The sequence below is a fragment of the Shewanella sp. SM73 genome (assembly GCF_025653795.1).
Classification (GTDB): Bacteria; Pseudomonadota; Gammaproteobacteria; order Enterobacterales; family Shewanellaceae; genus Shewanella; species Shewanella oncorhynchi.
Window position 1 is genome coordinate 79,593 of sequence record NZ_JAKKRY010000004.1, and the last position, 13,313, is coordinate 92,905.

At 47.5% G+C, this 13,313-nt stretch carries 13 protein-coding genes; 5 read left to right on the forward strand and 8 right to left on the reverse strand.

Annotation, left to right across the window (positions count from 1 at the left end):
- Positions 1 to 32: 32 nt before the first annotated feature.
- On the reverse strand, positions 33 to 716 hold the full coding sequence (locus L5M51_RS07630) for a DUF4136 domain-containing protein (protein ID WP_317629930.1): 684 nt from the start codon (positions 714 to 716) through the stop codon (positions 33 to 35).
- A 400-nt stretch (positions 717 to 1,116) separates the two neighbouring features.
- Here L5M51_RS07630 and L5M51_RS07635 point away from each other — a divergent pair, with 400 nt between their 5' ends.
- From L5M51_RS07635 to L5M51_RS07645, 3 genes are all read left to right on the forward strand, one after another.
- Positions 1,117 to 1,710 (forward strand): LysE family translocator, encoded by a 594-nt coding sequence (locus L5M51_RS07635; protein WP_113938904.1) that lies wholly within the window; start codon positions 1,117 to 1,119, stop codon positions 1,708 to 1,710.
- Positions 1,711 to 1,736: 26 nt separating this feature from the next.
- The gene (locus L5M51_RS07640) at positions 1,737 to 2,285 is read left to right on the forward strand and encodes a DUF1415 domain-containing protein (RefSeq protein ID WP_173497128.1); all 549 of its coding nucleotides are present in this window, start codon (positions 1,737 to 1,739) and stop codon (positions 2,283 to 2,285) included.
- Positions 2,286 to 2,707: 422 nt separating this feature from the next.
- The gene (locus tag L5M51_RS07645) at positions 2,708 to 3,736 is read left to right on the forward strand and encodes a DUF4062 domain-containing protein (protein WP_263172208.1); all 1,029 of its coding nucleotides are present in this window, start codon (positions 2,708 to 2,710) and stop codon (positions 3,734 to 3,736) included.
- Positions 3,737 to 4,353: 617 nt separating this feature from the next.
- Here the strand turns inward: L5M51_RS07645 and L5M51_RS07650 are convergent.
- The 7 genes from L5M51_RS07650 to L5M51_RS07680 all read right to left on the reverse strand — a co-directional run bounded on the left by L5M51_RS07650 (position 4,354) and on the right by L5M51_RS07680 (position 10,913).
- Positions 4,354 to 5,640, reverse strand: a complete 1,287-nt coding sequence (locus tag L5M51_RS07650; RefSeq protein ID WP_173245739.1) for an acetyl-CoA hydrolase/transferase family protein — start codon at positions 5,638 to 5,640, stop codon at positions 4,354 to 4,356.
- 169 nt (positions 5,641 to 5,809) lie between these two features.
- The gene (locus L5M51_RS07655; protein ID WP_263172210.1) at positions 5,810 to 6,946 is read right to left on the reverse strand and encodes an ABC transporter permease; all 1,137 of its coding nucleotides are present in this window, start codon (positions 6,944 to 6,946) and stop codon (positions 5,810 to 5,812) included.
- On the reverse strand, positions 6,936 to 7,892 hold the full coding sequence (locus L5M51_RS07660; protein WP_263172212.1) for an ATP-binding cassette domain-containing protein: 957 nt from the start codon (positions 7,890 to 7,892) through the stop codon (positions 6,936 to 6,938). The genes L5M51_RS07655 and L5M51_RS07660 overlap by 11 nt, the downstream gene beginning before the upstream one ends.
- Positions 7,889 to 8,884 carry an HlyD family secretion protein gene (locus tag L5M51_RS07665; protein WP_263172213.1) on the reverse strand — a complete coding sequence of 332 codons (996 nt, stop codon included), beginning with the start codon at positions 8,882 to 8,884 and terminating at the stop codon, positions 7,889 to 7,891. The genes L5M51_RS07660 and L5M51_RS07665 overlap by 4 nt, the downstream gene beginning before the upstream one ends.
- Positions 8,884 to 9,585, reverse strand: a complete 702-nt coding sequence (locus L5M51_RS07670; RefSeq protein ID WP_168823112.1) for a TetR/AcrR family transcriptional regulator — start codon at positions 9,583 to 9,585, stop codon at positions 8,884 to 8,886. Before L5M51_RS07670 ends, L5M51_RS07665 begins: the two co-directional genes overlap by 1 nt.
- Positions 9,586 to 9,770: 185 nt before the next feature.
- The gene (locus L5M51_RS07675) at positions 9,771 to 10,118 is read right to left on the reverse strand and encodes a hypothetical protein (protein ID WP_113938914.1); all 348 of its coding nucleotides are present in this window, start codon (positions 10,116 to 10,118) and stop codon (positions 9,771 to 9,773) included.
- A 594-nt stretch (positions 10,119 to 10,712) separates the two neighbouring features.
- Positions 10,713 to 10,913, reverse strand: coding sequence for a hypothetical protein (locus L5M51_RS07680; protein ID WP_173497123.1), 201 nt, complete (start codon positions 10,911 to 10,913; stop codon positions 10,713 to 10,715).
- On the opposite strand from L5M51_RS07680, the gene L5M51_RS07685 reads away from it, so the two are divergent.
- Positions 10,912 to 11,769, forward strand: a complete 858-nt coding sequence (locus L5M51_RS07685) for a hypothetical protein (RefSeq protein ID WP_028760548.1) — start codon at positions 10,912 to 10,914, stop codon at positions 11,767 to 11,769. The two genes, L5M51_RS07680 and L5M51_RS07685, sit on opposite strands and share 2 nt — an antisense overlap.
- Before the next feature lie 11 nt (positions 11,770 to 11,780).
- A complete protein-coding gene (locus L5M51_RS07690; protein WP_263144875.1) occupies positions 11,781 to 13,109 on the forward strand; it encodes a DUF4785 domain-containing protein in 1,329 nt (442 codons plus the stop codon).
- Positions 13,110 to 13,313 lie beyond the last annotated feature (204 nt).

Below are 13,313 nucleotides of genomic sequence, written 5' to 3' on the forward strand. Positions count from 1 at the left end.
CACTTAGAACTGAACTAAAGCTCAAACGCTGACTAAGGAGCCATATTAACCGACGGCATATTGACCAGCATACTGGCAATGAGACTGTCGAAATTTTCGGTTAGCTCATCCATCTTTTTAATGTTGCCAAAACCTTGGGCAAGCACTCGCCAAATTGGCTCATCAACGCCCTGTATTTTAGTGGGTTTAAAGAGCGCTATCACCACGGTACCTTTGTCATACTTTTGGGTATTCACACCGTCGGTTGACAGCCCAGCGACTAACCCTGTCACTGCCAAAATTTGTTCATCACTCATTTCAGTTCCCATCGCGACGCCAAAGCCAACCTGAAAATCCGCCTGTAGTGGATCTTCGACCCAGCGATATCCCTTACTCTGCAAAGTTTGCTTTAATACGGCTTGCATGTGTTGCAACACTGGCTGCGGATCTAAGCGTTTATCTGTGATGATTTTTTGAAATTTAGGATGCCAAGTGAATGTCATTGCCGTTGACGGTAATTCACTGAGATCGCCAGACATCACGATTGTGGTTCGCAACGGCTGCGCCGCGTTATCCGTCACAGTCACGCACCCAGTAAGACCTAAAACGCTGCTAAAAAGCAGTATTAACACTCTCAAATACCGACTTAACACTCGGTCGGGAACCCAGCAAGGAACTCGACTGAGCTGTCGATTTAGCACTCCACTTAGCTCACTATGTAATGATGGATTAATCATGCCCTGTTACCTCAATCTATAAAATGCTGTCTAAGGATAGTTGCTATTACTAAAACTGAAAGCTGATATCCATCATAGTGTTAAATCAGCATATTCCAATATATCTTGATATTCGTGCTAACACAGAGAACCATCAAACTGCGCTAGCCCTATTCTCACGCCATTAATCCCATCGAGGCATGTACATATTTTGTTATTCTTTTTAGTTTATAAACTCGCTATGTCGTATAGGCGCGGCAACATTTAATCGCTAGAATGCCTCGCCTGCGTTGCAATCAAATGTCGCAATTATAAATAATAGCAACACAGTATTGCGTACCGTCTGATGAGTAAATCGCAGGCTCAATGCGGCAAATAATCACAATGCCATAAAACTAAAATAAAAGGTGTGGATCTATCTATGGAGTTAATACTCGCTATCGCGTTGTTTGCCTTTTCATCTGGAATCACCCCAGGGCCTAACAATATTATGCTGATGACCTCAGGGGTAAACTTTGGCGTAAAACGCAGTATTCCGCATCTTATGGGAATAAGCCTTGGCTTCCCGACTATGATCCTCGCGATAGGTTTGGGCTTAAGCGCCCTATTCCAAAGCTATCCTATCATCCATCAAGTGATTAAAGTCGTCGGCATAGGTTACCTTTTGTATCTGTCTTGGTTGATTGCCAACAGCAGTAGCAAGATGGAAGGCAAAGCCATTGCTAAACCCTTCAGTTTTATCCAAGCCGCGGCCTTTCAATGGGTCAACCCTAAGGGCTGGATCATGGCCGTGGGCGCGATTGCGACGTTCACGTCAGTACAGCAGGATTTGACCCCGCAGGTCATCACTATTGCAACGGTATTTTTGTGCGTCGCCTTTCCCTGCGCTATCGTCTGGCTCGGCTTTGGTGTAGCCCTTAAACGCATTTTAAAAAATGAGCGCCAACAGAAGATTTTTAATATCAGCATGGCGCTCTTGCTTGTGGCGTCTATCATCCCTATGATCGCCCCCTAATTTTTAAGCACGAGCAAACAACCGCCATGAACGAAATTGACATGATCACTCAACAAACCGACGACTGGGTGAAAAAAGTGATCATGAAATACAATATTTGCCCCTTCGCCAGACAAGAAGTCGAACGCGGCAGTATTCGGTATCTGGTAGTGGAACAAACTAAAGTCAAACAAGTGCTTAAGGCATTGATCGAAGAATGCCAATACCTCGACGCCCACCCCGAAGCCGAAACCACACTGTTTATTCTGCCCCGTGGTTTTGAGGGGTTTTATGCCTATCTCGACCTCATCGACATGGCAACTGATACGCTTATCGAACACGAGTACGAAGGCACTTACCAACTCGCCACCTTTCACCCAGACTATTGTTTCGATGGTGAACCACAGGACGGGGCAGCCAACTTCACCAACCGCGCGCCCTACCCAACCCTGCACATCATCCGCGAAGCCAGCATGGAGCTCGCTCTCGCCAGCTACACAGATCCCGAAACCATCCCAGAACGTAACATCGCCTTTTGCGAACGTAAAGGCAGCGACTTTTTCGTCAAACTGTTAGCAGAGTGCATGGGGAAATAGCTTGAGCGCCTCAGAAATAACTGAGAGAGATGGTAAATATAGGAAGTTGTAGAGCAATCACTTAACCTTGGTATCCAAAAATTAAGCACTGTCACTCCAGTGACTCGCCGTAAACTCGTCCATGAGGGCTCGACGACGGCATCCATGCCGCCAACGGTCACTTACATGCCAGTGCTTAATGCCGTGGATTTTTGTGTATACCGACTGACCGCGAAGCAAAGATAGCAGGCGAAAAACAGGACAGAAAATGTGCGCACCACATGCGACCCTAACTACAGTTTTTTAGAATTTATATAATAAATTCTAAAAAACGCTGTGATGACATTTTATCTTAGGCCATTCAAAAAATTGACTGTCTGAAGTAACAAGTTGAAAATGCTTTACTCGCTCGCTTATGTATTCACTAATTAAAGGATTAAAAATTGGCCATCCCTAGAGTCTTTATAAGTTCTACATGCTACGACTTAAAGCATATTAGAGAAAACTTAAAATACTTCGTTAAGACTATAGGCTATGAACCTGTACTATCCGATGATGGTGATGTTTACTACAGTGTAGATGCGCATACCCACGATGCTTGCCTTACTGAAGTAGCCACTTGCCAACTGTTTATCTTAATCATAGGTGGGCGCTATGGTGGAGAACATAAAGGTAAGGAAGGTTCAATTACTAACAACGAATATCGAGAAGCGGTTAAAAATAAAACTCCAGTTTTCGCTTTGGTTGAAAGTGCTGTGTATTCAGACCATTACACCTATAACTCTAACAAGAAAACTAATCCTGAATTCTACGAAAAAATTACCTACCCCAGCATAGACAACATCAAAATTTTTGGTTTTATTGACGAAGTTAGAAAAAATAGCCTTAACAACGCTATCGTTTCATTCAACGATTTTTCTGATATGGAAGCATATTTGAAGAAACAGTGGGCAGGTATGATGTATGACTTGCTAGCTGAAAGAACAAGAAATGATAATGCTAGAATAACCAATAGGTTAATTGATGATCTGACGATAGCAGCCAGAAAGTCTGAAGAACTGATTAAGGTATTACTTAGAACAGCCGATGCTGAACACGCAGAAGAGAAAATTAGTGAAGTTGATTTGATTGCTAAAGCTAGAAGCTTCCCAAATTTGCTAGCTAATTTATTCTCCACACATTACGTATCAATGTCGGATGTCAATCAACTTCCTGACCCCAGAGAACACAAATATTGGTATGATTTTTTGATTGCAACAAATGATTTCGTTATTACTAAAAATGTTGTGAATGGTATAACAACTTGTTTCCTACATGATAAAGGAAAAGTGTATCTTGAACTTGGGTCAGAGTCTGAGTTACAAAACAACACCATTGGATTTAATGAAATCCAATCGGCATTCGAAGCCTTAAAACGAGTTGATCCTGAGATAAGAAAATCAATATTAGAGGAATTTATTGTTCCTTTTTAATCAAAAGGTTAATGATTTTTAGTGAGATGATACAAGCCGTAAAAACTGTAGTTATCCTTAAACGTGCTTGCTCATCTACTCCTGCTTTTACGGATCAATAATGGTACATTGCGATACAAAGACTAAAGTGACTAGCTCAGTAAGCATAGATTTTGTTTCTGATATGCAGAACAATCAACAATTAAGCCTCTGAAATACACCATCCCCTTGGAGTTACCGCAAAACAATAGAGTTCTTGATTTAATAAAGAGTACGTGAGTCTTGCTCACGGATGACAAGCTAGCTTTTGCGGTGCAGGAGCCAATGAAAATTGATGATTTTCAAGCTTATGAGCGAGAGGCAAGGATTGCTTTACAGGGAACTTCGGAAGCGATAGCCAATTTGCCAATGAGCACAAGGGGGCTTTCAACTCCGTTGGGGGCGTCTTGGAGCATCTAAGGGCGAAGGCCCACGGCCGCTTTGAGCGCGAGATATGGATATCGAGCTGGCTATTTAACATGGACGTTTTTGATAGGACGAGCAGTCCTCCTTGTCGGGTGTGGGGTGAAGCCCCACGACTTTGACTTTGAATAAAAAAACAAAGTATAAAAGACAAATTCATTGATAAATAAAGAGAATTAAACCCTTAATCCCCACACCTCAAAGGCATCACGACTTAATTGTTCCCTAAAATCTGGGTGAGCGATGGCGATCAGCGCTTGTGCCCGTTCGCGCAGTGAACGGCCGCGTAGATTGGCGGCGCCGTATTCGGTCACAATGTAATGCACATGGGCCCGAGTGGTGACAACCCCTGCGCCAGGTGATAACACGCTTGCAATGCGAGAAAGCGTTCCCCCCGCGGCAGTGCTGGGCAGCGCAATCACAGAACGACCACCTTCAGATAACCCTGCTCCGCGGATGAAATCCATCTGGCCCCCGACACCAGAATAGATTTTAGTGCCAATGGAATCAGCACACACTTGGCCTGAAAGGTCGACCTGCAGCGCCGAGTTAATCGCCATCACATTGGGATTTTTACGGATAATGGCCGTGTCGTTAACTTGCTCTATGTCCATAAAGATGACCGCAGGATTATCATCAACATAGTCGTATAATTTCTGGCTACCCAGGGCGAAACCTGTGACGAGTTTTCCCGGATAAAAACGCTTCTTGCTGTTGTTAATCACACCCTTTTCAACCAGTTGCAATATACCGTCAGAAAATAGCTCAGTGTGGACGCCTAAGTCTTTATGTTCGGTTAAGCAAGACAGCACGGCATCGGGGATCGCACCTATACCCATTTGCAAACAATCGCCATTACGCACCAATTGGGCAACATTTTTACCGATCGCCAAACTCACCGCATCCCCCGTCGCGAAGGAATGAATGGGCAACGCCGCGCTCTGCTCATACACAGCGGCAAAACGGTCGATATGGATAAAGCTGTCGCCATGGGTGCGCGGCATTTGTGGATTAATATGAGCGATGATCTTACCCGCGACTTGGCAAGCTGCGAGCGTTGCTTCAACCGAGATCCCTAAGGAACACATGCCATGCTTATCGGGTGGCGACACTTGGATAATTGCGGTATCAATTTTTTGCTCGCCGGAACGAAATAACTTAGGCACTTCAGACAGGAAAATCGGCACATAATCCGCGTCACCACTTTGCAGTAATGCCCGCGTTGGCAGCCCACCGAAAAAACATCGATGGCGTAAATGCCCCTGTAAACTGGGATGGCTTAAGGATTCGGCGCCTTCAGTATGTAACTGTAACAGGGTGAGATTTTCTTTGGTGAGAGCATGCTGCGCCAACGCATCTAATAAAATGCGCGGAGTGGCGCCCATGGAATGAGTCCACAGCGTCTCGCCGCTTTGAATTAAAGCAACCGCATCGAGCGCGCTATGACAAATGATTGGAGGCATAATGAATTCCCTTCGCTAAGCATGATGGCGGCAATCGCCCTAGCGGCAGTGTAAGGGATATCCTAATTAAGCAACATCGATTTCAATGGCTTAGCGCGACTGTTTACTGATAATTTGCGCTATATCAAAACTCGGCACTTTGCCCTTGATGATGAAACTCAGTACAGGGTTAATCCAAGCGCTTCGAAAATCTCATGCTGGCGATAAATAGCCCGACACAGGTAAAACCTATCATCCACAGGGCATCAAATTGCAGATCCATCACTTGGGCATCGCGCAGTACTATGGCCCGTGACATACGCATAAAATGGGTTGCGGGTAAGGCTTCGGCAATCCACTGCGCCGCGATAGGCATGGCTTCGTAGGGGAACATAAATCCCGACAAGAGAATCGATGGCAAGAGAATAAATACCGTCATCTGCATCGATTGCAACTGGGTTTTCGCTATGGTCGAAATCACTAATCCTAAGGTTAAACTGGCGCAAATGAACAACATAGCGGCAAGGGCGATAGAATCAAGCCCGCCGCGAATGGGCACATCGAACAACAGATGCCCTGCGCTCAGGATAATGGTCACTTGCACAAAGCCAACCATCACATAGGGCACGATTTTACCCAGCATCAACTCCAGTGGCCGCACTGGCGTAGTGATCAAAAACTCCATATTGCCCTGCTCGCGCTCACGCACTATGGCGGCGGAAGTAAACATCACCATGGTCATAGTCAAAATCACCCCCAACAGGCCGGGTACTATGTTGACCACAGAACGTTGTTCTGGGTTGAAATATTGCACCACTTCAAAACTCGGCATCGCCGTTTTTAGTGTTCTTCCTGCGACTTCATCCAGTGGCATTTGCCTTAGGTTACGAATAGTTGAAGCGACAACCGTATCTGAACCATCCACCAGCCATTGGCCAGCGGGTTGTGCGATATAGGATTGGGTTAAATATTGCTGACCCACAAAGCTTGGGTGACGCACTAAGCGCTCATCGAGATCGGCGGGCAAATACAGCACAGCTTTAACTTCGCCGCGAGTAATCGCCGCCTCAGCCTCGGCGGCACTTAAATATCGCTGCTTAAAATCTACGACCTGCGTTGCTTCCACCGCCTTAACCAGTGCGCGACTGTAGGCAGAATCACTCAAATTAACTAACCCAGCAGGCAGATGGCGAGCATCGGTATTGATGGCATAACCAAACAACATCAGTTGCACTAACGGGATCATGACTATCATGCCAAAGGTCATGCGATCCCGCGACAACTGCCACAGCTCTTTGACCACAATCGCAAAAATCCTACGCCACATGGTCAGTCTCTCCCTTGGAAACCCCAGCCAAGCGCTCGCCGGTGCAAGTGACAAACACATCTTCTAAGCTAGCGCGCACTTCTTCCATCGTCCGGCTGGCAACTCTTGGCTTAAGCCAAGCGAGCGGATCTTCAATATTGCTGCGCACTAACACCCGCAAACGACTGCCGATTTGCGCCGCCGACAATATCGCGGACTCGCTGATCAATGATTGTTTTAAAGTGCGTAAGTCGTCCCCTGAGATCTCAACCACCCGAGCCCCCATCGCCGCCATCAGCTGCTGGGGTGAACCGTCGGCGCGTTTTATCCCGCGCTCTAAAATCGCAAGACCATGGCAACGCTCGGCTTCATCCATATAGTGAGTCGACACAAGAATCGTGGTGCCTTGGGCGCAGAGATCGAATAAGCGCTCCCAAAACTCGCGCCGATTTTCAGGATCGACCGCCGATGTCGGCTCATCGAGAAACAGCAATTCAGGGTGATGTAAGGTCGCTGCCGCTAAGGCCAAACGCTGTTTCTGGCCGCCACTCATGGAGCCCGCCATTTGTTTCTCGCGGCCGACTAAATCGTATAGCGTGACTAACTCGGCTATTCGCAGCTTTGATGCTCGGCGGTTAAGGCCATAAATTTGCGCGACAAACTCTAAGTTTTCCCGCACCGAAAGATTGTCGTACAGGGAGAATTTTTGCGTCATATAGCCAATGCGGCGACGCAGTTTTTCCTCGGCGCCGGGTAAGGTTTCACCCAATACGCGGATATTCCCCGATGTGGGACTCAGTAACCCAGTTAACATGCGAATTGAAGTCGATTTTCCGCAGCCATTGGGGCCGAGAAACCCATAAATTGTGCCCTTGGGAATGGCGAGGTCGAGGTTTTCCACCGCATTAACACCACCAAAGGCGCGGGTCATCCCTTGGGTCTCGATAGCAAAATCAGCGCTTTTCATGGCTGCTCCACTTTTTGCTGCACTCCTTGCAGCACATCGAGTTCAACTTCTAATGCCATGCCAGTAGGTAGGTCCTGATCTGTGTCGGAAATCGTGATATCGGTCAAATACATCAGCCGCGCCCGATCACGTTCATTCAGCGCATAAAATGGCGTGTAAGCAGGTTGACTGCGAATATTGCGCACAGTGCCAGCAATCGGTATCTCGCGGCCATCCACAAGAATATTGACGCCATCGCCCGCCTTCACTCTGTCTAACCAAGTCGCGGGCAGGTAAACCCGCACATAGGGATTATCGCTCGCCAGCAAACCAATCAACTGAGTGCCTGCGGCAATGCGATCACCGACTCGCCAAGGCAACGTATCGACAACGGCATCACGCGCCGCCACTAAGCTCAAGTCTGCTAAGGCTTTTTGTTCGATGGCTACACTGGCGCGAGCCGCAGCCACCGCCGCTTTGGCCTGCTCTAGCTGCTCACTACGGGTGCCATTTTCTAGTAGTCGCAGGCTTTGCTGCGCCTCGGCTTGCTTAGCGAAACTGGTATCCCGCGCCGCACGGGCCGTATCTAAATCCGCTTGGCTAAGTACTTTAGTGGCAAATAAACGGTTTGTTCGTTCAAAGGCTCGCTGAGCCTCTTTCACGCTGGCATTTGCCCCGTCGAGCACGGCCTTGGCGCGTTCTATATCCTCTAAACGCGCCCCTGTGACCGCCTCAGAAAGTTTAGCTTTAGCCTGTTCAAGCTCGGCTTGGCGCAGGGCAAGGCGCGCATTGGCTGAGGTTGTATCGAGCTGAATTAACACCTCACCCGCCTTAACCTGTTGACCTTCAACCACATTCACTTGAGTAATCAACTCACCTACGGGCGCGGTAAGTGTCAGCCTGTCCCGCTCGACAGTGCCAAGCACTCTGGGCGGCGCTTCAGTGCAGCCGACTAATAGCAAGATCACAAAACCCACACTCACGTGCGTCAGAATTTTAAAATTCACACTCATTACGACTTCCTCGGTTCACGCAGTACACCTTGGGTAAAAACCTGCATATTGTGCAGCGCTAGACGCTGTAAACCATCAGCATCGGCACTAAAAAAGCCGAACTGACGCATTAACACCGGGGGCGCAATAAGCGGAAAGACCATCAGACTCACGAAACTGAGGCGTGCTAAATCGGGATCTAATCCCTCCTTCAATAGCCCTGCATTGACTAATGTGGATTCGAGCCATTGCCGCGAGAGGGATAAAATTTGCTCAAAAACAGACAACATAATGCGATAGGGTTCTGAGCCATCGCCTTCCTGTAACACCCGTATAATCAACCGTGGCAATCCTAGGTTAGGTGCCATAACGCGATAATATGTCTGCATAAGTTCACCCAAGTTATTAGGGGCATCCGCAGCGGATATTTCGCGAAAACGCGCTAATACCGGCTCAAGGGTTTCCCGCACCATTTGTTCGAACAGGCCCGCTTTTGAACCAAAATAATAACGAATAAGCGCGGCATCAACCTCGGCTTCGCGAGCAATTTCACGGGTAGAAACGCTGGGATAACTGCGATGACTGAAGAGACTTAGGGCTGCGATAATTAAGCGTTGGCGGGCATCGGAATCCCCTTTCGGACGACCAGGAGTCTGCGGCTGTGATTCAGTTTGGGCGGTAAATGGCACAACCCCCTTTGGGCGACCGGGAATAAGCGACATAGCAAGCTCCAGCAAAATTCATCTATTGATGAATATACTGAAAAGCCGCGTAAAAAGGCAGCAGTTAAATTCCTCATTTTCATTGATATTGAGGAATTTAACCCTAGGACTGCATGGTTAAAATTTAGATACCGTTCAATCGAAAAATTAAGCGGCCTTCTATTAAAGATTTATACAGTAAAAGCTTATGCGCCTTTCACTATCGCACTCAAACGGGTAATGAATTGCTGTACGGCTTCAACTGTGTCAAAACTAAAGGCAAGGCCATAATGGGTTTCGGTCAAACTCTTATGCAAACGTTTGGGGAAACGTGTCATCTCGGCATTGTGGAAATAGTCGTATTTGGCATGCACGCCTGCAATAGTGGCAAGTTCGCCGGAAAAGACTTCGAATGCGGGACGAATAATCAAGTTTGGTGATTTACCGTCGAGGTGTAAATAGAACGCCTCTTTGGTTTCTGGGAGCATGTATTCAGTAATGTTTTTTATGGTGAAATTAGTGCGACATTGCAGTCCACTTAAGCAACTCACCATCTTATTATGTTCTATCGCCAAACTTATTCTCCCGTGTTTGTTGTCTATTTAGATTAAACCTGCCCATATCGCGCTACTTTTTCTACTCCCAGTCAATCCATGGCTCAGATGACTGATTAAGATAAGAAGAATATCATCTCGGCAATGTTAGTTCTTATCCCGTTTATCCCACTTTACCTCAGCTCAGCCTAATCGGTTTAGTCTTTAAATGCACTAAAGTGATACCCATATCCCAGAGTAAATGGGCGAGTTTGAATTATTTATCACAAAAAACCTTTATATACAGAATGATAAACTGATTAACTCAAACACTAAGCGGGTGTCACAGAAAATTCTTTTGTGTGAGCAAATCGATATTTCAAACACGATAAAGCACAATTTAGTTTATTAGGCATTGCTTATCATCAGGTTACCAACCTTTAGTTTGACATTAAAACGAACCGTTCAAAATGCGACCCTGCGATTGCATTTTATAATGATGGTTTTACTTGCCAGCTTAAAATGTTGCGTCTAGGTTAATAAGCTTGAGTTAAGTCCTGTTGATAATGGCTAAGTTACGGCAATCACATTTGATGCCAACCTAAACTAGCGCATTCACACTATCCCGTCGTATTCAGGCCTTAAGTCATGTTTTACCCAAAGTGAGTAACCCGCGCTTAAGCGCCTATAAACCGAGCCATGCCAGCCGATTTCAAGCTTATTTACGGCAAATCCTGCATTAACTGACTTGCCCTGAACTGTCGCAACGGACTGGCGGCCACAATCAACAAGACCAACAACACGAGATATAGCCATGAAGATCAAAAAAGCCCTCATGCTCTTGGGTCTGTTCGCTGTCAGCCCAGTAACGTTAGCCGCAACCGGAGTCGCCTTTATCCATGGTACGGGTCACCAGACCAATGCCTTAGCCGATTACTGGACGCCCGAATTTGTTAACTCAGTGCGCCAAGGCATCCCAGTGCCAAACAATTACACAGTGATCAACTGCGACTTTGACCAATATATGTGGGAAGAAAGCGCCGCAGGTTGTCTGGCAACGCAGCTCAATAGCTTTATCCAAGCCAAAAATATCGACGACTTAATTCTGCTGACCCACTCCAATGGTGGCAACGTAGTGCGGTGGATTTTATCTAATCCAACGTGGGACAGCCGTTATCCTGCAGTGATCAACGCCACCTCAAAGGTTATCGCCATCGCGCCTTCCAGTGCTGGTACGCCGCTGGCCGATGCGGTGAACCAAGGTAATGTGTTCGAAACCAGCTTAGGCTGGCTCTTAGGCTATGGCAGCAATGCGGTGAAACAACAGCAAGTCGGTTGGATGGCAAACTATAACAACGCTTGGCTTAATGGCACAGCGGGTCGCCCATCGCTGGGTAAACCCTTCGAAGTCGTGGTGGGCTCAGATGTTGATTCCGCTATTTGGGACAGCGACAGTTACTGCGCGGGTTATCAATACCAAGTCGCGCTCGAAACCACCCAAAACTGGCTCGATAGCTGCTCCGACGGCTTCTTAAATTGCAGCTCACAAAAGGCGGCTGGCACTGTCTGGTTTACTGATAAACAAAAGACCCGTGGCCAAGAGCCCTTAAGCCATCAGCAGAGCCGTCGTACGTGTTTCAACTTAGACACGCTGATCCGCAACCACATTTAAGGAGCACTAAGATGCACACACTCAGCAAACTTGCCAGTGTCTTGGCGCTAAGCGGACTGCTTGCAGCCTGCCAAGATGAAGCCACACCCATAGATCCCAAAACCAATGCCAGCCCAATGTACGCCAAAGGGTTAACCTTAGCCGCGCCGAGCGATACCGATTTAGTCGATAGCAATATTGCCAGCCCAACACTCACGCCCATCAACACCAGTTCGGATTACATTAGCTTTATCACCCCGCTGTACGGCGAGTATCAGGCAAGTGCGCCGCAGCTTGAGCAAGCCAGCCAAAGTGACGAGTATTGGGTCAATGTAACAGGCGCACAGCTTAATGCGGGCGTGGGCCTCACCATGAGCCAAGCGTCGAGCTTAGTGCGCATTGCACCTCGGGGCGATACCCGCTCTGGTGCCTTAATGCATGCAGAGGCTATTGCCCCTGAGCGCGTACAAATTCAGCGCGTTACCCCTAATCAGTCACCCCAAGGCAAAGCAGCCAATAGCAGCGGGATAAACACCAATGAGTCACTGGTTAAATCAATGGTCAACGCCGATGCTTTGGCTAGCGCAGGGTTAACCGATGATTCGAGTGCATTGCAAATGTCGGCGAAAGCCACACCGGGCCAATATCGCCTGCAGATCAGCCAGCCGTTAACACCGAGCGCCAGCTACTTAGTCAATGTGAAGGAAAAAGGCTCGCCCTATCAACTGAGCGTCAAAGCCCCCACCGCCATCGCGGCGGATGCGCAAAACCTTGGGCTTGAACTCGCTCTCAGCCAAAGTGATAACACCTTTGTACCACAGGCAAAACTCAAACAAGCCGATGGCAATATGCAACCGCTGGCGATGGTAAAACAAGGGGAGACATGGCAAGCGGTGATCCCCGCGGGCGTCGCACTTTCGAGCAGCAATGCAGGTTTCAGTGAAATTGAAATCACGGTACAAACCCAAGTCGATGGCCGACCTGTGCAGCGCACGGTCAAATCTGTCTTTAAGTCCTATGTCAATTCGGCGAGCATCAAGCCCGAAGTGCTCACGGTTTGGGATAAAGGCTTGCCTAACCAAATCAACTTTGAGTTAACTGTCGCCGAGGCGGGACGTTTTGGCTTAAGTGGCACGTTAACGGGCACCAACGCCGAAGGTCAAAAGGTGGCGATTCTACGCACCCAAGCGGCCAATTGGCTGACCCCAGAGTCGCCGAAGTTAAAGCTGATGTTAGATCCTAAGCTCATCCAAGCCTCGGGTTTACAGCCGCCCTTCGAACTCAATGAATTAGAACTGCAAGATCAAGGTCAAATGGCCAGATTAAGCTATCAAGCCAAGGCACTAACCTTAACGCGCTAATCCAAAGGGACGAATGTTAAGGGGCTAACGTTAAGATACTCAGCTTAACGTGCTGATAAGTCAGGCTTGTTAGCCTTAAGTTCCTCTCTAATACCAAGTGCCCAATCATGGGCACTTTTTTATTGTTGATCTTTTGCAATCGACACCCAAAAGCCATCACCTTATTTAACATCTAGCGTAAAGCACAAACTGTTGACAGAAAAA